Source organism: Rhodococcoides kroppenstedtii (assembly GCF_900111805.1).
Classification (GTDB): domain Bacteria; phylum Actinomycetota; class Actinomycetes; order Mycobacteriales; family Mycobacteriaceae; genus Rhodococcoides; species Rhodococcoides kroppenstedtii.
This window is the reverse complement of sequence record NZ_FOJN01000003.1, coordinates 1-18040: the sequence shown is the minus strand read 5'-3', so window position 1 is coordinate 18040 and position 18040 is coordinate 1. Positions and strand designations below refer to the sequence as shown.

The window sequence follows — 18040 nt, the reverse complement described above, 5'->3', positions numbered from 1 at the left end:
AGTGCAGAGTTCTCACGTCGTCCGCCCGAATTCCGCAGGCCCACAACACTTGTGCCATCATAGCGGCGCGCTACGCGTGGGTACCGTCGGTCCGTGCCGGGAAAGCCCGGCTGGGAGAGCGTTCCTTCTCTTCCGGCTCGCTCTTGGCCTTCCGTCTTTCCGTGCGTCCATTCTTACTCTGTGATCGACGCCACAGCAAGGGCTTCCGGCGGCCCGATCGATTCAGCGACGGCGACGCAGCACGCCGTACGAGACCGCGCCGGCCGCCACCGCGGCGAGGGAGGCGGCGACCCCGGCGACGGTGCTCGACGACGGCGCGGTGAACCGGCTGCGCAACGAGACCGGGTTCGAGAAGGTGAGAATCGGCCACCCCTTGCTCGCGGCCTCCTTGCGCAGACCACGATCGGGATTGACCGCCGTCGGGTGCCCGACGGCCTCGAGCATCGGCAGGTCGGTGACCGAGTCGGTATAGGCGTACGAGCGGGACAGGTCGTACCCGTGCTCGGCGGCGAGCTTCTCCATCGCCTCGACCTTGCCCGGCCCGTAGCAGTAGAACGAGATCTCGCCCGAGTACTTGCCGTCCTCGATCGCCATCTGCGTACCGACGTGATGGTCGGCGCCCAGATCGTCGGCGATCGGGGTGACCACCTCCTCGCCGGACGCGGACACGATCACCACGTCGTGACCGCGCAGCTTGTGGTCGGCGATCAGATCGGCGGCCTCGGCGAACACCAGCGGATCCACGATGTCGTGCAGGGTTTCCGCGACGATGGTGCGAACCGTCTCGACGTCCCACCCGGTGCACATGCTCGCGATGTGGATGCGCATGCGCTCCATCTGATCGTGGTCCGCACCGGACACCAGGAACAGGAACTGGGCGTAGCTGCTCTTGAGCACACTGCGCCGGTTGATCAGTCCGCCGTCGAAGAAGGGCTTGCTGAACGCCAGGGTCGACGACTTCGCGATGATCGTCTTGTCCAGATCGAAGAACGCGGCGACGCGTCCGGGTGCTTCGGTGCTGCTCACCCGGTCAGGGTAACGGGCGGGCCTGTCGGTCTCCGAAAGTCCGCCGGACCTGCTGTGACGACTCGCCGCGCGGCGATGTGGTCCGAGCGCAGTCGGGTGTAGACTTCGTTGTGCCCGGTCACGAATCGGGCGCGTTCAGCCCGACCCCCCGGGGCTGAACGTCGACGACCCCCGCCTCCTCCCCCCCCTGGCGGGGGTCGTCCCATGTCCGGGGTCTCTCGCCGGTCGCCTAGCACGCCGGTCCGACCCGTCGACGGCGTTCTCCCCGGGCGTCGTCGTCATCCCCGGGTGGTCGTCGACGCGCTCGCCCGGTCTCGCGAGCGGCGCACGATCGGCGGCGTGACCTCGCCCGAATTCTCCGCGTCGACCCCCGCTGCCGCGTCCGACGCCGCCGTGACCGTCGTGATCGGCGAGCCCACCCTGTCCGACCACGTGCGACGGGTCGTGGCCGCGGCAGGCCGTGCGGTCGACGTGCGGTCGACGGTCCCGGACCGAGCGGGGTGGCTCGGCGCGACCACCGTCGTGCTCTCCGAGTCCGCTGCCGCCGACGCGGTGCGCCGACGGCACCCGCGCCGTCCGGGCGTCGTCGTGGTCTCGGACGGTGCGCCGACCGTGACGGCGTGGCAGAGCGCGGCCACCCTCGGGACACCGCACGTGCTCGACCTGCCGAACCGTGAAGCCGACCTCATGGCGCTGATCGCGGCCGTTCCGGGACGCGACGCGGACGGCGCCGTCGTCACGGTGATCGGCGGCTGCGGCGGAGCCGGGGCCTCGGTGTTCGCGACGGCACTCGCCCTGACGTCGGCACGCTCGGCGCTCACGGTGCTGGTGGACGCGGATCCGTGCGGTGGGGGACTCGACCTTGCGGCCGGCGTGGACGATCGGCCGGGACTGCGGTGGCCCGACTTGGTCGTCGGCGGCCGCGTCGACGCTCGTGCCCTGCACGACGCGTTGCCCGCGCGTGATCGCCTCGCCGTGCTGTCCTGCGCACGAGGCCGACCTTCGGACGTCGACCCCGGCGCCCTCACCGCGGTGCTGGCGTCCGTTCGGCGTGCGGGCGAACTCGCCGTCTGCGACGCACCGCGCTCGCCCGGGCCCGAGCAGTGGGCTGCCGTGGAGGCGGCCGACCTGGTCACGGTCGTCGTGCCGGCGACGGTGCGGGGTTCGTGGGCGGCCCGCGCCGTCGTCGCGACTCTGCAGAGTCGCACCGCGAACGTCGGTCTCGTGATTCGCGGCCCGGCCCCCGGGGGACTGCGTGCGGACGACGTCGAGCGCACCGCGGAGGCACCGGTCCTGGCCACCATGCGCCCCGAGCGTCGTCTCGCCGCAACCCTGGACCACGGCGGGCTGGATCTGCGACCCCGGTCGCCGCTCGCCGCCGCTGCAGCCGCCGTCCTCGCCCTGGTGGGGGGTCCGTCGTGACGGGCTGGGTCACCGGTGATCTGCTGGGGCGAGTCCGCGACCGGTTGACTGCGGACGGCTCCGAGCCGACGCCCGCCGCGATCGCCGCCGCCGTCCGCGCCGAGGCGGGTGGCGTGGTGGGGGACGCGGAGCTGCTCCGTGTCCTGCACGTCCTCGACACGGAGTTTCGCGGAGCGGGCGTCCTCGACGCGGTACTGCGCGAACCGGGTGTCACCGACGTGCTCGTCAGTCGTCCGGACGAGGTCTGGGTCGACCGCGGCCGCGGACTGGAACGCGCCGACGTGCGGTTCGACGACGACGCGGCCGTGCGGCGGCTCGCGGGACGGCTGGCGGTCGCGGCCGGACGCCGCCTCGACGACGCCCAGCCGTGGGTGGACGGCCGCCTGCCGGGGGTCGATTCTGCGTCCTTCGGGGTGCGTCTGCATGCCGTCCTCGCGCCCGTCGCGCGGCGCGGCACCTGCCTGTCGTTGCGCGTCCTGCGCCCGGCGTCGCAAGGGCTCGGCGCGCTCGCCTCGGCCGGCACCTTCGCGGACGGCGCGGAGGATCTGGTGCGGCGCATCGTCTCTCGCCGGGTCGCGTTCCTCGTGGTCGGTGGCACCGGAACCGGGAAGACGACCCTGCTCGCGGCACTGCTCGGTGAGGTGGACCCCCGCGAGCGCATCGTCTGCGTCGAGGACGCGGCGGAACTCGCCCCGGCCCACCCCCACGTCGTCACCTTGGTGGCCCGCCCCGCCAACGTCGAGGGAGTCGGCGAGGTGACCGTGCGCGACCTCGTCCGCCAGGCGTTGCGGATGCGGCCGGATCGCATCGTGGTGGGGGAGGTGCGCGGGCCGGAGGTGGTGGACCTGTTGACCGCGCTCAACACCGGGCACGACGGGGGAGCCGGGACGGTGCACGCCAACTCGCCCGAGGAGGTTCCTGCGCGCCTCGAAGCCCTGGCGGCGCTCGGTGGCTTGTCCCGCGCCGCCCTGCACAGTCAGCTGGCCGCCGCGGTCCACGTGGTGCTGCACACGGCGCGACTCGACGACGGCCGCCGAGTGCTCGCCTCGATCGGCGTCGTGACGCCGGGGGACGACGGCGTGTGTCGCGTGCTCCCGGCGTGGTCGCGGGACGCACCGACGGGGCCGGGCCGGGCGCGACTGCACGAGCTTCTCGGGTCGGAGGGGGCACGGTGAGCCTGCTGGTTCTCGCCGCGGCGCTTCTGGTGTGGCCGTCGCGACCGCCGCGCCGACGGGTGGTGCACGGGCCACGCCGTGTCGTCCGGATCGGCTCCGGGCGGTTACCGGTGATCGCCGCTGCGGCCGTCGTGCTCGCCACCGTCCTTGCGCTCGGCCCGGCGCCGGCGATCGCGGTCACCGTCGTCACGGCGACGGTCTTCTTGCGCCGGCGGGCGACGACGCGCCGCCGGGCCGACCGCGCCGTCACCGCAGCGTTGGTCGGCGGCGTGGACACGATGGTCGCGGAACTCGCGGTGGGTGCCGATCCCGCGGCGGCCTGTCGGGCGGTCGCTCGTGATCACCCCGGTGAGGTGGGTTCCCGATTCGCCGCGGCCGCTGCCCATTCCGAGCTCGGCGGGGCCCTGTCCACCGGGCTCACCGGCGCCGGAGAGCAAGGAGACAGCCGGCTCGACTGGACCCGGATGGCCTCCGCCTGGGTGATCTGCGAGCGGCACGGCCTCGCGCCCGCCGTCGTCCTGCGGTCCGTGCGGGACGATCTCGACGCGCGGGTGCGGTTCGGTCGTCGCACCGAGGCGTCCACGGCCGGGGCGAGGGCGACGGCCACCGTGCTCTCGGTGTTGCCGGTGCTCGGTATCGCTCTCGGCCAGGCGATGGGGGCGGCGCCACTCGCAGTCCTCAGCGGGGACGGCGCGGGTGGGGTGCTCGGCGTCGTCGGCGTGACGCTGGTGTGCGCGGGGCTGCTGTGGACCGATCGCATCGTGGCGGGAGTGGTCCGGTGACGGGGGCGGCGATCCTGCTCGCGCTCGCCGTGCTGGTCGCCCCCGCTCGGTCCGTGTGCCGGCGTGGGTCGGTTCGGGAGCCGTCGGCCCCGGCCACGGCATCGCCGAGCTGTGATGCGCACGCGGTCGCCGGAACCCTCGATCTCCTCGCCGCCTGCGTGCGCGGCGGCGCCACCGTCCCGGCAGCCGCGCACGCGGTCGCCGAGTTCGCACCCGAGCCGTTGGCCTCCGCGCTGACCCGCGCCGGTGCGTTGCTCGCTCTGGGTGCCGAACCGGAATCGGCATGGGCTCCACTGGCCGAACACCCGGCGACCGAGACCGTGGCCCGTGCGCTGCGACGGTCCGCACGGTCCGGGACCTCGGTGGCCGATGCGCTGGCCGGCTCCGCGGCGGAACAGCGTCGTCGGGCCGAGGACGAGGCCGTCGCCCGCGCGGATCGAGCCGGGGTCCTCGTCACCGGTCCGCTGGGGCTGTGCTTCCTGCCCGCGTTCGTCTGCCTCGGCATCGTGCCGGTGGTCGTCGGACTGGCCGGGTCGGTGCTTCAGGGAGGCGGGATCCCGTGACGGGTCCAGAGAAACGCCGTCGGGGATCGGCCTCGGCGGATCACGAAGGGGGAGAACATGTCCGTGGTGCACAGGGTGCAGAACAGGATGCTCGAGGTCCTCGCGGAGGACGACGGGATGTCGACGGCGGAGTACGCCATCGGCACCATCGCGGCCGCCGCTTTCGGGGCGGTGCTCTACACGGTGGTGACGGGCGACTCGATCGTCTCCGCCCTCACCGGAATCATCGACCGGGCTCTGCAGACCACGGTCTGAGGGGGGACGCCGGGGCGGTGACCGTCGAAGCGGCACTGGCCATCGCCGCCATCGTGGCGGTGGTGGTGCTGTGCGTGGGGGCGCTGGTGACGGTCACCGCGCACATCCGCTGTGTCGATGCGGCGCGGGAAGGGGCGAGGCTGTCCGCGCTGGGGGATCCCGATGCCGTCGTCGCTGCCCGTCGCGTCGCGCCGCGGGACGCCGAGGTGGTGGTGACGCGGGACGGGGAGTGGGTGACGGTGCGGGTCGAGGCGGCGTCGCCGCTGCCCGGAGTCGAAGTCGCCGCCGAGGCGGTCGCAGTGGTCGAACCCGAGGCGGACCCGCGGTGAGCGAGGGGGATCGCGGGTCGGCCTCGGTGATCGGGGCGTTCGTGGTGCTGTCGCTCGTGGTGGTCACCGCGACGGTGATGTGGGTGGGGGTAGCCGTTGCTGCACGACATCGAGTGCAGGCGGCTGCGGATCTCGCCGCGCTGGCCGGGGCTGCGGCCCTGGTCGAGGGGGACGCGGCGGGGTGCGCGGCGGCGCGGGTCGTGGGTGACCGCATGGGAGCGGTGCTCGCGACCTGCGCCGCCGAGGGGTGGGATCTCGAGGTGCGATTCCGAGTGACCGTGCGGTTGGGGCGGTTCGGGGTCCGGGAGGCCGTTGCGGTGTCGCGGGCGGGGCCGGTGGAGTGAGCGGCGCTTTCCGCGGATGGTTCGTGCAGCTGCGGATGGTGCACCGTCCGCGAGAGCAGGAGCGGTCAGCGGGAAGGGCTCACCGGTCGCAGGCCGCGGAGCAGCAGCACACCCATGCCGATGGTCCAGACGTTCAGACTGTCCAGCGCGATCCGCTCGGACAGCCCGGCTCCGAGCCCCCACGTGCCGGGGGTGAGGAAGGCTGCGCCGCCGATCACGGCGGCGGCAGTGCACGCGACGGCCAGGGCCAGTGCTCGTCGGTCTCGTCCAGCCGAGCCGGTGGCGAGGACGATCATGCCCGCGACCTGCAGTGCCCAATGGATCTTTGCGGCGAGGTTGTGCGCGGCGGAAGAGACGTCCATGGGAAGGAACCCGACGGCCGAGGTGGCCAGTCCGGAGGCAGCGATCAGGAGCCAGCCGGTGCGATCGCGACCCGTGGTCTGCGGAACCAGCACGGCGGCCCCCGCGGCGGTGAGGGCGCCGACCGCGACGAAGGTGGCGTTCATGACGCCGTGATCCGGGGAGCAGTACTCGGTGCAGGTCGCGGCGCCCAGTGCGCTGATGACGTCGTCGCGCCAGCTGTACGGGGTGGGCCACGCCTTGGCGACCAGGACCTGAGCGGGCCAGTAGAGGACGGTGCTCACCCACAGGGCGGCGACGGCACGGCGCAAACGCATGCCTCGGACGGTAGACAGTCCGGCGCGAACTGCGCATAGTGAGAGAAGTGTTCGTGCTGGGGTGCGCGACGACGACGACGGGGGCGAGTAGATGACACACGGTGGAGGACTGTTAGACGGAGCCAAGGCGCGACTGCGCTGGGCCGCGGTACACGGGCTGGTGCGTACGGTCGCCAAGCTGGGGGTTCGTACGGGGGATCCGCAGGCGAAGCTGATCGCCGACCCCGCGACGCGCGCCAACCCGAAGATCATCCACCAGGAACTCCGTGAGCGTGGACCGTTGGTGAAGGGCAAAGTGGCCTTTCTGACCGTCGATCACGCGCTGATCTTCGATCTGCTGCGGTCGGACGACTTCCGCACCGTCAACCAGGGCAGCAACATGCCGGCGCCCATGCGCCTCATCGAGAAGAGGACGCGGTCGGGTGCGCTGCATCCACTGGCCCCGCCGTCACTGCTGGCGGTCGAGCCGCCCTCGCATACCCGGTACCGCAAGCTCGTGTCGTCCGTCTTCACGGCGCGCGCCGTGAACAAGATGCGCGACGGTGTCCAGGAGGTCGCCGACACCCTTCTCGACGAGCTGGTGGCGAGCGGGGCGTCCACCGTCGACATCGTGCCCGCGTACTGCGCCAAGCTGCCCGTCGCCGTCATCAGTGACGTCCTCGGCGTGCCGGCGAGCGAGCAGCAGCGGGTGCTCGAGTTCGGTGAGCTGGCCGCTCCCAGCCTCGATCTGGGCCTCACGTGGCCGCAGTTCGAGGAAGTCGAGAAGGGCCTGCGGGGATTCGACGCGTGGCTGTCCGCGCACATCGCCGAGCTCCGGAAGAACCCCGGCGACGACCTGATGAGCCAGCTCATCGATGCCTCCGAGGACGGCGTCTACCTGAACGACGAGGAGCTGCGCGCGACGGCCGGTCTGGTCCTCGCCGCCGGCTTCGAGACCACCGTCAATCTGCTCGGCAGTGGCATCGACCTGTTGGTGCGCAACCCCGATCAGCTTGCGCGCCTGCAGGAGGATCCGTCGTTGTGGGCCAACGCGATCGACGAGATGCTGCGCCTCGAGACGCCGGTGCAGATGACCGCGCGCGTGGCCAGGCATCAGGTGGAGATGGCCGGTAGGACCATCGACAAGGGCAAGATCGTGGTGTGCGCCCTCTCCGGGGGTAACCGGGACCCGAAGGTCTTCGAGGACCCGGACCGCTTCGACGTCGGCCGGCCCAATGCCAACAAGCACCTCTCGTTCTCGGGAGGTCGGCACTTCTGCCTCGGTGCGGCGCTGGCTCGCGCCGAGAGCGAGGTCGCGCTGCGCACCCTGTTCGATCGATTCCCGAACCTCACCACCGTCGGGGCCGGTACTCGTCGTAACACCCGTGTCCTGCACGGATATTCGTCGTTGCCCGTCTCGCTGGGCGAGCCCGCGACGGTGGACGCCTAGTCCGCCAGCTCGCCCAGCACGGCGTCGAGCACGCGGACCGCGCCGTCCTTGTCCAGCGGATCGTTGCCGTTGCCGCACTTCGGTGACTGCACGCACGAGGGGCAGCCGGATCGGCACTCGCACGACGCGATCGCGTCCCGGGTCGCGGCCAGCCAGGTCGCGAGCACCGCGTGTCCCCGGTCGGCGAAGCCTGCCCCACCGTCGTACCCGTCGTAGACGAACACGGTGGGCAGGCCGGTGTCCCCGTGCAGCGCGGTGGACACGCCGCCGATGTCCCACCGGTCGCACGTGGCCACCAGCGGGAGCATGCCGATGGCCGCGTGCTCGGCGGCGTGCAGCGACCCCGGCACGCGCTCCGGCCCGACGCCGGCGCGGGCGAGCAGCTCCGGCGTGATCGTGTACATCACCGCTCGGGTGTGCAGGGTCTGGACCGGCATGTCGAGTTCGACGGAGTCGAGGATCTCCCCGGACGGCAGCCGCCGCAGGTAGCCGACCACCTGATGGCTGACCTGCACGCGCGTCAGGGCGACGTCGACCTCGCCGTGCCGACGGTGCTCGAGGTAGTCCTCGACGACGATCTCGGTGACCTCGCGTGCCGACGTCGTCCAGTCGGGTTCCTCGGGGTGCACGACGGCGACGTGGTCGTCGAAGTCGAGCGTGTCGACGACGAACGACTCGCCCTGATGGATGTGCACCGCGCCCGGGTGGGCGGTGGCGGGGGCGCGGCCGGCGTCGACGGTGCCCAGCATGCGGCCGGTGGTGCCGTCGACGATCGCGATCTGCGAGCCGATGCCACCGCGGATGTCGATCTCGCCGTGCGGCGGGGTGTCGGAGGTGACGTACCACCCGTGCGGCCGACGGCGGAGGTCGCCGTCCTCGGCCAGGCGGTGGGCGACGTCCTCGGCGTTCCACTCGGCGATCTCGTCGTCGGACAGCGGCAGTTCCGCTGCGGCGCAGAGCAACTGGGGCCCGAGCACGTAGGGGTTGGTGGGGTCGGTGACCGTCGCTTCGATCGGCTTGTCCAGCAACGCCGACGGATGGTGGACCAGATAGGTGTCCAACGGGTCGTCCCGCCCGACCAGGACCACCAGAGATCCCTGACCACGACGTCCGGAGCGACCGGCCTGCTGCCAGAACGAGGCGACGGTGCCGGGGAAGCCGGCGACGACGACGGCGTCGAGGCCGGCGATGTCGACGCCGAGTTCCAGCGCGTTCGTCGTGGCCACGCCGAGCAGTCGTCCGTCGGACAGGGCGCGCTCGAGGGCGCGTCGGTCCTCGGCGAGGTACCCGGCTCGATACGCCGCGATGCGCCCCGGCAGGTCCGGGTCGACGTCGGCGAGCAGTCTCGACGTGCCGAGGGCGGTGAGTTCCGCGCCGCGCCGCGACCGGACGAAGGTGAGCGTGCGGGCACCCTCGACCACCAGATCGGCCATGATGCGCGCGGCCTCGGACCCGGCGGCGCGGCGCACCGGAGCGCCGTTCTCGCCGGTCACGTCCAGCAGCGGCGGTTCCCACAGGGCGACGGTGCGCGGACCGTGCGGGGATCCGTCCTCGGTGATCTCGACGCACGGCGCTCCGATGAGGCGGCTCGCCGCCGCGCCGGGCGCCGACGCGGTGGCACTGGCCAGCACGAACGTCGGATTCGCGCCGTACCGCGCGGCGATGCGGCGCAGTCGACGCATCACCAGGGCGACGTGCGAACCGAAGACCCCCCGGTAGGAATGGCACTCGTCGACCACGACGTAGGCCAGGTTGCGGAAGAAGTGCGCCCACCGACGATGGCCCTGCAGCAGCGACAGGTGCAGCATGTCCGGATTGGTGAAGATCCAGCGGGAGTTCGCGCGCGCCCAACGGCGGACCTCGACGGGAGTGTCACCGTCGTAATCGCTCGGCGCGATGTCGGGAAATCCGGCGCGAGCGAGAGTGTCCGTCATGTCCACCGCGGCCCGGAGCTGATCGGATCCGAGCGCCTTGGTGGGGGCGAGGTACAGCGCGGTGGCGCGGGGATTCTCGGACAGCGTCGACAGAATGGGCATGCGATAACCCAGCGATTTGCCCGACGCCGTTCCCGTGGAGACGACGACGTGCCGGCCGGATTTCGCGAGCGTCGCCGCGTCGGCCTGGTGACTCCAGGGTTCGGGAATGCCGCAGTCGACGAACGTGCGCACGATCCGGGAATCGAGCCACTCCGGCCACGGTGCCGTCCGGGCCTCGCGACCGGGCAGTTCGACCGAGTGGGTCAGCGGCGATTCCCCCGTCGGCGTCCCGGCCAGAGCACGGTCCAACAACGCGCCGCCGAAGCTGGTGGCGGACGTGTCGACGGTGGCGCTCAACTGTTCTGTCCTGTTCTCTGATGCCGATGGGGACGCAGGTCGGATGGTAGGTGCGAGCACCGACGGCGGGCCCCGACAAGGTTTACGAACTTGTTGCGCGCGACTGTCGCGTGCGGACGCGCGACGTGGTTCACTGTTCTCGGTCGCAGCTTCTGTGTTCGTGTTCACGCTCGCAGGATCTATTGTTGCGAGCGCGGTGCGTGAAGCTCCACCCTCCGGGGGAAAATCACGTCGGCGGTCGGAACCGGCCCGGTGAACTGTAAGTGCCGTTCACCGCATCCGGTGGTCAAGAAGAAGGATAGACAAGCATGGCACAGGGAACTGTGAAGTGGTTCAACGCCGAAAAGGGCTTCGGCTTCATCGCACCCGAGGACGGCTCCGCTGACGTCTTCGTCCACTACTCCGAGATCCAGGGCAGCGGCTTCCGCACCCTCGAGGAGAACCAGCGCGTGGAGTTCGAGGTCGGCCAGGGCACCAAGGGCCCCCAGGCCACGGGCGTCCGCGCAGTCTGATCCTCGGATCGGATCCACGCACGAGGCGCGAATCCCCCGTCACCCCTTCCGGGTGGCGGGGGATTCGTTCGTCACGGGCCCGATGTGCTCTCGACCCGTCGCCGCCCGCCGGGGTCATCGGTGACCTACTGTCGCGACTGTGAGTCAGTTGTCCTTCTTCTCCGCCGAGTCGACACCGCCCGCGGTGGACGACCTCGCGGGGTTGCTGGCTGCTCCGGGTCAGGTGGTGACGGTCGCGGGCGGAGCGCGGGTGTCCGTCGTCGTCGACCGGCTGTGGCGAGCGCAGGCGATCGCGGACATGATGGCCGACTGCGGCATCACACCCGAGATCGCGGACACCGACGAGGGTCACCCGCTGGTCAGGTCCGCCCCGACTCCCGAGTTGATGCCGACGGCGCGGTCCTGGACCCGCGGGGCGGTCAAGGCGGTGCCCGCCGGGTGGACACCCGGACCGCGGGCACTGCGCGCCTGGGCGCTCGCCTCGGGCCGGCTCGCCGCCGACGGGTCCCGCTTCGCGTTCGGCCTGGACCCGCACGCACCGGACACGCATCCCGTCCTCGCGGAGTCGTTGATGCGCGTCGGCATCGCGCCGACGCTGGCCGGCGCCCGCGGATCCACGCCCGAACTGCGCATCACGGGTCGACGACGGCTCGGGCGCCTGGTCGACACGGTGGGCGAGGCGCCGCCGGGTGTGGTGGAGTGGCCGACGACGCCGTGACACCGTGCGCCCACGGCGCCGTGAGACCGGGCACCGCCCACGCGTCGTGACAGGCGCGGACGCCCCCGCCGATCGCGCCGAAACGGCGGATCGGTGCACGTGTGTCACTCTGTATGGTGTCGACCTCGAGCGGTTCGAGGCGTCGACCGTGGTTGGAAGGGGTCTCGTCCGGCGAGGCCAGGAAGGTTCGGCAGCACGTGGCAGCAGGGGACAAGTCGACGGGGTCGTCGTCCGGCGGCGTCCGTCGTCTGGTGATCGTCGAGTCGCCCACCAAGGCCCGCAAGATCGCGCCCTACCTGGGCAAGGACTACGTGGTCGAGGCGTCGGTGGGTCATATTCGCGACCTCCCACGCGGTGCCGCCGACGTGCCCGCCAAGTACAAAGGCGAATCGTGGGCGCGTCTCGGTGTCGACGTCGATCACGACTTCGAGCCCCTCTACGTCGTCAGCCCCGAGAAGAAGGGCAAGGTCAGCGAGCTCAAGTCGCTCCTGAAGGACGCCGACGAGCTCTACCTCGCCACCGACCCCGACCGTGAGGGCGAGGCCATCGCCTGGCACCTGCTCGAGACGCTCAAGCCCAAGGTGCCCGTCCGCCGGATGGTCTTCCACGAGATCACGAAGCCGGCCATCCTCGCCGCGGCCGACGACACCCGCGACCTCGACACCGACCTCGTCGACGCCCAGGAGACACGCCGCATCCTCGACCGCCTCTACGGGTACGAGGTCTCGCCGGTTCTGTGGAAGAAGGTCATGCCGAAGCTGTCGGCGGGCCGCGTGCAGTCGGTGGCGACGCGCGTCATCGTCCAGCGCGAGCGAGAGCGCATGGCGTTCCGCTCAGCCGAATACTGGGACATCTCGGCCCAGCTCGACGCCGGCGCCGAGGCCACCCCGCGGGCGTTCGGCGCTCGGCTGGTGTCGGTCGACGGTGCCCGCGTGGCGACGGGCCGCGACTTCGGTGCCGACGGCAAGCTGAAGTCCGACGGCGTCACCGTGCTCGACGAGGCCCATGCCCGTCGTCTCGCCGAGGCCCTCGACGGCGTCGATCTCACCGTCGCCTCGGCCGAGTCGAAGCCGTACACGCGGCGCCCGTACCCGCCGTTCATGACGTCGACGCTGCAGCAGGAGGCCGGACGCAAGCTCCGTATGTCCTCCGAGCGCACCATGCGGATCGCGCAGCGGCTGTACGAGAACGGCTACATCACCTACATGCGTACCGACTCGACGAATCTGTCGGCGTCGGCCATCGATGCTGCTCGTCGTCAGGCCACCGAGCTGTACGGCCCCGAGTACGTGCACGACTCCCCGCGGCAGTACACGCGCAAGGTGAAGAACGCGCAGGAGGCGCACGAGGCCATTCGCCCGGCCGGCGACTCCTTCGCCACGCCGGGCCAGCTGCACAGCTCCCTCGACACCGACGAATTCCGTCTCTACGAACTCATCTGGCAGCGCACCGTCGCGTCGCAGATGGCGGACGCGCGCGGAACCACGCTGTCACTGCGGATCTCGGGCACCGCGGGAACCGGTGAGGACTGCACCTTCAGTGCGTCGGGCCGGACGATCACGTTCCCGGGCTTCCTCAAGGCCTACGTCGAGAGTGTCGACGATCAGGCCGGCGGTCAGTCCGACGACGCCGAATCCCGCTTGCCCGCACTGGAGAAGGGGCAGGCGGTCACGGCCACCGGCCTCGATCCCGACGGTCACACCACCAACCCGCCCGCTCGCTTCACCGAGGCGTCGCTCATCAAGACGCTCGAAGAGCTGGGAATCGGTCGCCCGTCGACGTATTCGTCGATCATCAAGACCATCCTCGACCGCGGCTACGTCTACAAGCGTGGCAGCGCGCTGGTCCCGTCCTGGGTGGCGTTCGCCGTGATCGGTTTGCTGGAGGTGCATTTCGGCCGCCTGGTGGACTTCGACTTCACGGCCGGCATGGAGGACGACCTCGATGCGATCGCCGACGGCCGCGAGCGTCGCGGAAACTGGTTGACCGCGTTCTATTTCGGCGGTGAGACCGGCGCCGAGGGGTCGGTTGCCCGCTCGGGTGGCCTGAAGAAGATGGTGGGCACCAACCTCGAGGACATCGACGCCCGCGAGATCAACTCCATCCGGCTGTTCGACGACGCCGAGGGACGCGAGATCCACGTGCGCGTGGGCCGCTACGGGCCCTATCTCGAGCGCATGGTGCAGAACCCCGACGATCCCGACGGCGACCCGATCTCCCAGCGCGCCAACCTGCCCGACGATCTGCCGCCGGACGAGCTGACCGTCGAGTACGCCGAGAAGCTGTTCTCGACGCCGCAGGAGGGCCGCAAGCTGGGTGTCGATCCGGCGAGCGGACACGAGATCGTCGCCAAGGAAGGTCGTTTCGGCCCCTACGTCACCGAGATCGTCCCCGAGGAGCCCGAGCCGGTCCCGGACATCGTTCCGGTGGAACGTGGCTCGGACGGCGGCGGCGGAACGGCCGTGGCCACCAAGGCGAAGGCACCAGCCAAGAAGGCCGCGAAGAAGGCGGCGGCCGTCAAGCCGCGCACCGGTTCGCTCCTGAAGTCGATGGACCTCGCGACCGTCACGCTCGAGGACGCGCTGAAGCTGCTGTCGCTCCCGCGCGTCGTGGGTGTCGATCCCGAGTCCAAGGAGGAGATCACCGCCCAGAACGGTCGCTACGGCCCGTACCTGAAGAAGGGCACGGACTCGCGCTCGCTGGCGACCGAGGAGCAGATCTTCACCGTCACGCTCGACGAGGCACTGAAGATCTACGCCGAACCGAAGCGTCGCGGCCGTCAGGGTGCGGCGACTCCGCCGTTGCGTGAGCTCGGCGTGGACACGGTGAGCGAGAAGCCGATGGTGATCAAGGACGGCCGCTTCGGCCCCTACGTCACCGACGGGGAGACCAACGCGAGCCTGCGCAAGGGCGACGAGGTCGCCACGATCACGGACGAGCGGGCGATGGAACTCCTCGCCGACCGTCGCGCGCGCGGTCCGGTGAAGAAGAAGGCCACCAAGAAGGCAGCCACGAAGACCGCAGCCAAGAAGACGGCGGCCAAGAAAACGGCGGCCACGAAGACGGCGGCCACGAAGACGGCGGCGAAGAAGGCTCCGGCGAAGAAGGCGGCGACCAAGAAGACCGCGGCAGCGAAGAAGACGGCGGCCAAGAAGGTGCCGGCCAAGAAGACGGCCGCGGCGAAGTCCACGGCGACGGAGGCCACGGACGGCTGATCGGCCGACCCGAGTACGGCGTAAGGTCGGCCCATGGCCGGAGGACTGGTTGCCCTGCTCGACGACGTCGCCGCGCTCGCGCGCCTGGCGGCGGCGTCCATCGACGACGTCGGCGCCGCCACCGGAAAGGCCACCGCGAAGGCCGCCGGAGTGGTCATCGACGACACCGCGGTCACGCCCCAGTACGTCCGCGGCCTGGCGGCGGAGCGGGAACTCCCGATCGTCAAGCGCATCGCGGTCGGCTCGCTGCGCAACAAGCTGATCATCATCCTGCCGATCGCGCTGCTCCTCAGCCAGTTCCTGCCGTGGCTGCTCACGCCGATCCTCATGGTCGGCGGTGCGTATCTGAGTTACGAAGCGGTGCACAAGATCTGGGGCGCGATCAGCGGGCACGGCGCGCACGATCACGAGGAGGACGGCCCGCGGGACGAGGACACCGTCGTCGCCGGAGCCGTGCGCACCGACCTCATCCTCTCCGCCGAGATCATGGTGATCGCTCTCGACACCATCGCCTCGGAGGGCTTCTGGTCGCGGCTGATCATTCTCGCCGTCGTCGCCGTGGTGATCACCGTGGTGGTCTACGGCGTCGTCGGGTTGATCGTGAAGATGGACGACATCGGCCTCCGTCTCGCCGACACGTCGTCGGGTGTCGCGCAGACCGTCGGTCGCGGTCTGGTCCGCGGGATGCCGAAGGTCATGAGCGTGCTGTCCGTGGTCGGTACCGCGGCGATGCTGTGGGTCGGCGGCCACATCCTGCTGGTCGGTATCGACGAGCTCGGCTTCCACCCGCTGTACGAGCTGGTGCATCACGCCGAGGAGGCGGTGCACGGCGTCGGCGGGATCGGGGGAGTTCTGGCCTGGATCGTCAACACCCTGTTCTCCGCCCTGCTGGGTCTGATCGTCGGGTCGATCGTGGTGGCCGTCCTGGCAGGCATCGCGCGCCTGCGCGGCCGTCGGTCGGGCAGTGTCGGAGCGCAGCACTAGGCTCGCCGTCATGGCGGGAGTGTTCGATCGAATGGTCGGCCAGCACGAGGTGGTGGCCGAGCTGACCGACGCGGCGCACGCCGCCCGTGAGGGTGACATCGGATCGCGCATGACGCATTCGTGGCTCTTCACCGGCCCGCCCGGCTCGGGCCGGTCCATCGCCGCGGTCTGTTTCGCCGCCGCGCTGCAGTGCACCGATCCGGACGTCGTCGGCTGCGGCCGTTGCCACGCCTGCACCACCACCCTGCACGGGACACACGGCGACGTGCGCCGCATCGTCCCGCAAGGCCTGTCCATCTCGGTCAAGGAGATGCGGGACGTCGTGCAGATGGCCGCGCGTCGTCCGTCCACCGGACTGTGGCAGATCGTCGTCATCGAGGACGCGGACCGGCTCGGTGAGCGGGCGTACAACGCCCTGCTCAAGGCGGTGGAAGAGCCGCCGGCGCGGACCATCTTCCTGCTGTGCGCGCCGTCGGTGGATCCGGAGGACATCGCCGTCACCATCCGCTCGCGGTGCCGCCACGTCGCGCTCGTCACCCCCAAGCCCGACGACATCGCCCGCGTCCTGCGCGAGAACGACGGTCTGGACGAGAAGACGGCCGCGTGGGCGGCCTCCGTCGGAGGTGGGCACGTCGGTCGGGCTCGGCGACTCGCGACGGACGCCGACGCGCGCGACCGCCGCCAGCGGGCCCTGGGCATCGCCAAGGCCGCGCTGCGTCCCGCCACGCAGTACGCCGTCGTCGAGGAGCTGGTGAAGGCTGCCGAACTCGACGCGGTCGAGCTCAACGCGGCGCGCGACGAGCAGGAGACCGAGGAGCTGCGCACCGCGCTCGGCGCGGGCGGCACCGGCAAGGGTGCGGCGGGCGCGCTGCGCGGCTCGGCGGGCGTGCTGAAGGAGCTCGAGGCGCGGCAGAAGTCCCGCCGGACCCGCACCGGCCGCGACGCGCTGGACCGAGCGCTCATCGACCTCGCGGGGCTCTATCGGGACGCGTTGGCCCAGTCGTTCGGTGCCGAGTCCACGCTCACCCACCCGGACATGGTCGACCAGGCGCGGGGGCTGGCGTCGGTGTGCTCGTCGGAGTCGTTGCTGACCTGCATCGAGGCGATCCTGCAGTGCCGGGAGGCGCTCGAGATGAACGTCAAGCCCAAGTTCGCCGTCGACGCGATGGTGGCCACGCTGGGCGCGGCGGCGAGGTAGGGGCCCGTTTTGGTGGTGGCCGGGGCGAGTGGTTAGACTCGTCCCGGCTCCTCGCGGGGCCGCGCCGCCTTAGCTCAGTCGGTAGAGCATTTCACTCGTAATGAAAAGGTCTGGGGTTCGATTCCCCAAGGCGGCTCCAAAACGTAAGCTGAACAGCGGTTATGCGATTCGCATGACCGCTTTTTCAGTCCTGGGTGTGCCCGAATGAAGTGCCGCAGGTCCGTGGAGTACACGGCGGCACCGCTCTGACCAGCAAGTATTCGGAACAGACCTTTTCATCCAGACTGTAAAGGTCCCCGGTCCCGGTGGCTCTGACCAGGGCTTTCAGTCTCGATGACACGACGGTGACACGACCCGTAACGCGACCCGTTGGAGGTGCGGACGTGCGCGGACTCACCGTGGTCCGATGTGGCGGTGCACCGCTGCCGTGCCGGATCCGTGCGACGTTTTTCGAGAGCGTTCGCCGCCAAGGACGCACCCACGTTGTTCTGCCTGTCGATGGAGGACGCCGTCATTGAGTGCGGCGCCCTGGTCACCGAGCTGACCGTCGACGTCACCGACGCAATGGTGAACCGGGCCACCGCCACCCCCGCGCAGGGATCGTTGACGGAGGGTCGGTTGCGGGCACCGGCGACCTATGCCCTGGATGGGGCGGCGAATGTGGTGCGGTGGCGGCAGTTGCCGAACCTGTACAGCTACTTCGGCTCCCGCGGCATCACCGTCACCCGTGTTCGTATTCCACTGGCGAGGAGTAGCCGATCCCGGAGTGCCGGCGGTGCGGGTTGTACCAGGCTTCGATCCATTCGAAGATCGCGGAGGCGAGCTGATCTCGGGTGTCCCATGATCGGGTGTCGAGCAGCTCGCGTTGCATCGTCGACCAGAACGATTCCATCATCGTGTTGTCGACGCTCGAGGCCACCCGACCCATCGACCCGAGCAGTCCTGCCGTGCGCAGTCGTTGGCCGAAAACCCAGCTGGTGTACTGGGCAAGTTCAACCGGTCGTTGCAACACCGGGCTGTTGGAGTGAGCTTAGCTGCTCGGTGAAGACCTCGGTCGGGGTCTTCCATCCGAGAACTT

Annotated in this window: 17 protein-coding genes and 1 tRNA gene; 14 read left to right on the top strand and 4 right to left on the bottom strand. The window is 70.6% G+C overall.

The genetic code is table 11. From position 1 onward, the window contains the following. Positions 1-222: 222 nt before the first annotated feature. Entirely contained in the window at positions 223-1026 is an 804-nt protein-coding gene (locus BMZ18_RS04245; protein WP_068363094.1) for an HAD family hydrolase, read from the bottom strand. Between the two features lie 339 nt (positions 1027-1365). Between BMZ18_RS04245 and ssd the strand changes: the two genes are divergently transcribed. From ssd to BMZ18_RS04210, 7 genes are read left to right on the top strand one after another with little or no spacing between them, the layout of a single operon-like run. Continuing rightward, positions 1366-2448 (top strand): septum site-determining protein Ssd, encoded by a 1083-nt coding sequence (gene ssd / locus BMZ18_RS04240; protein ID WP_244516408.1) that lies wholly within the window; start codon positions 1366-1368, stop codon positions 2446-2448. After that, positions 2445-3623, top strand: coding sequence for a TadA family conjugal transfer-associated ATPase (locus BMZ18_RS04235; protein WP_074921798.1), 1179 nt, complete (start codon positions 2445-2447; stop codon positions 3621-3623). The genes ssd and BMZ18_RS04235 overlap by 4 nt, the downstream gene beginning before the upstream one ends. Continuing rightward, positions 3620-4405 (top strand): type II secretion system F family protein, encoded by a 786-nt coding sequence (locus BMZ18_RS19310; protein WP_068103975.1) that lies wholly within the window; start codon positions 3620-3622, stop codon positions 4403-4405. Before BMZ18_RS04235 ends, BMZ18_RS19310 begins: the two co-directional genes overlap by 4 nt. Beyond that, positions 4402-4968 (top strand): type II secretion system F family protein, encoded by a 567-nt coding sequence (locus BMZ18_RS04225; RefSeq protein ID WP_235606342.1) that lies wholly within the window; start codon positions 4402-4404, stop codon positions 4966-4968. Before BMZ18_RS19310 ends, BMZ18_RS04225 begins: the two co-directional genes overlap by 4 nt. Positions 4969-5025: 57 nt before the next feature. Next, the gene (locus BMZ18_RS04220; RefSeq protein WP_068103971.1) at positions 5026-5223 is read left to right on the top strand and encodes a DUF4244 domain-containing protein; all 198 of its coding nucleotides are present in this window, start codon (positions 5026-5028) and stop codon (positions 5221-5223) included. A 17-nt stretch (positions 5224-5240) separates the two neighbouring features. Continuing rightward, entirely contained in the window at positions 5241-5552 is a 312-nt protein-coding gene (locus BMZ18_RS04215; RefSeq protein WP_170851448.1) for a TadE family type IV pilus minor pilin, read from the top strand. Continuing rightward, the gene (locus BMZ18_RS04210; protein WP_068366723.1) at positions 5549-5896 is read left to right on the top strand and encodes an Rv3654c family TadE-like protein; all 348 of its coding nucleotides are present in this window, start codon (positions 5549-5551) and stop codon (positions 5894-5896) included. The genes BMZ18_RS04215 and BMZ18_RS04210 overlap by 4 nt, the downstream gene beginning before the upstream one ends. Before the next feature lie 65 nt (positions 5897-5961). Here the strand turns inward: BMZ18_RS04210 and BMZ18_RS04205 are convergent, their stop codons facing one another. Next, the gene (locus tag BMZ18_RS04205) at positions 5962-6573 is read right to left on the bottom strand and encodes a DUF998 domain-containing protein (RefSeq protein ID WP_068366726.1); all 612 of its coding nucleotides are present in this window, start codon (positions 6571-6573) and stop codon (positions 5962-5964) included. Positions 6574-6664: 91 nt separating this feature from the next. On the opposite strand from BMZ18_RS04205, the gene BMZ18_RS04200 reads away from it, so the two are divergent. Beyond that, positions 6665-8002 (top strand): cytochrome P450, encoded by a 1338-nt coding sequence (locus tag BMZ18_RS04200; protein ID WP_068366728.1) that lies wholly within the window; start codon positions 6665-6667, stop codon positions 8000-8002. Here the strand turns inward: BMZ18_RS04200 and BMZ18_RS04195 are convergent. Then, positions 7999-10335 carry a DNA 3'-5' helicase SftH gene (locus tag BMZ18_RS04195; protein WP_074921797.1) on the bottom strand — a complete coding sequence of 779 codons (2337 nt, stop codon included), beginning with the start codon at positions 10333-10335 and terminating at the stop codon, positions 7999-8001. The two genes, BMZ18_RS04200 and BMZ18_RS04195, sit on opposite strands and share 4 nt — an antisense overlap. 308 nt (positions 10336-10643) lie before the next feature. Here BMZ18_RS04195 and BMZ18_RS04190 point away from each other — a divergent pair, with 308 nt between their 5' ends. The 6 genes from BMZ18_RS04190 (at position 10644) to BMZ18_RS04165 (ending at position 17101) form a co-directional block, all read left to right on the top strand. Continuing rightward, entirely contained in the window at positions 10644-10847 is a 204-nt protein-coding gene (locus BMZ18_RS04190; RefSeq protein ID WP_005248460.1) for a cold-shock protein, read from the top strand. A gap of 139 nt (positions 10848-10986) precedes the next feature. Next, positions 10987-11565 carry a hypothetical protein gene (locus tag BMZ18_RS04185; RefSeq protein WP_068103953.1) on the top strand — a complete coding sequence of 193 codons (579 nt, stop codon included), beginning with the start codon at positions 10987-10989 and terminating at the stop codon, positions 11563-11565. A 197-nt stretch (positions 11566-11762) separates the two neighbouring features. Further along, the gene (gene topA / locus BMZ18_RS04180) at positions 11763-14780 is read left to right on the top strand and encodes a type I DNA topoisomerase (protein ID WP_068366270.1); all 3018 of its coding nucleotides are present in this window, start codon (positions 11763-11765) and stop codon (positions 14778-14780) included. Positions 14781-14813: 33 nt separating this feature from the next. Next, positions 14814-15764: a DUF808 domain-containing protein gene (locus BMZ18_RS04175; RefSeq protein ID WP_068366273.1), complete on the top strand. Its 951-nt coding sequence runs from the start codon at positions 14814-14816 to the stop codon at positions 15762-15764. Positions 15765-15774: 10 nt separating this feature from the next. Beyond that, positions 15775-16962, top strand: coding sequence for a DNA polymerase III subunit delta' (locus BMZ18_RS04170; protein WP_068366275.1), 1188 nt, complete (start codon positions 15775-15777; stop codon positions 16960-16962). 63 nt (positions 16963-17025) lie between these two features. Further along, positions 17026-17101, top strand: a tRNA-Thr gene (locus BMZ18_RS04165). A 582-nt stretch (positions 17102-17683) separates the two neighbouring features. Here the strand turns inward: BMZ18_RS04165 and BMZ18_RS04160 are convergent. Further along, positions 17684-17971, bottom strand: a complete 288-nt coding sequence (locus BMZ18_RS04160) for an integrase core domain-containing protein (RefSeq protein WP_170851447.1) — start codon at positions 17969-17971, stop codon at positions 17684-17686. Between the last annotated feature and the right edge of the window lie 69 nt (positions 17972-18040).

Excerpts from the sequence above, each read along its gene's own strand:
- BMZ18_RS04175 (WP_068366273.1), top strand. The coding sequence starts at position 14,814 with ATGGCCGGAGGACTGGTTGCCCTGCTCGACGACGTCGCCGCGCTCGCG.
- BMZ18_RS04170 (WP_068366275.1), top strand. The coding sequence starts at position 15,775 with ATGGCGGGAGTGTTCGATCGAATGGTCGGCCAGCACGAGGTGGTGGCC.
- BMZ18_RS04220 (WP_068103971.1), top strand. The coding sequence starts at position 5,026 with ATGTCCGTGGTGCACAGGGTGCAGAACAGGATGCTCGAGGTCCTCGCG.
- BMZ18_RS04190 (WP_005248460.1), top strand. The coding sequence starts at position 10,644 with ATGGCACAGGGAACTGTGAAGTGGTTCAACGCCGAAAAGGGCTTCGGC.
- BMZ18_RS04200 (WP_068366728.1), top strand. The coding sequence starts at position 6,665 with ATGACACACGGTGGAGGACTGTTAGACGGAGCCAAGGCGCGACTGCGC.
- BMZ18_RS04205 (WP_068366726.1), bottom strand. The coding sequence starts at position 6,573 with ATGCGTTTGCGCCGTGCCGTCGCCGCCCTGTGGGTGAGCACCGTCCTC.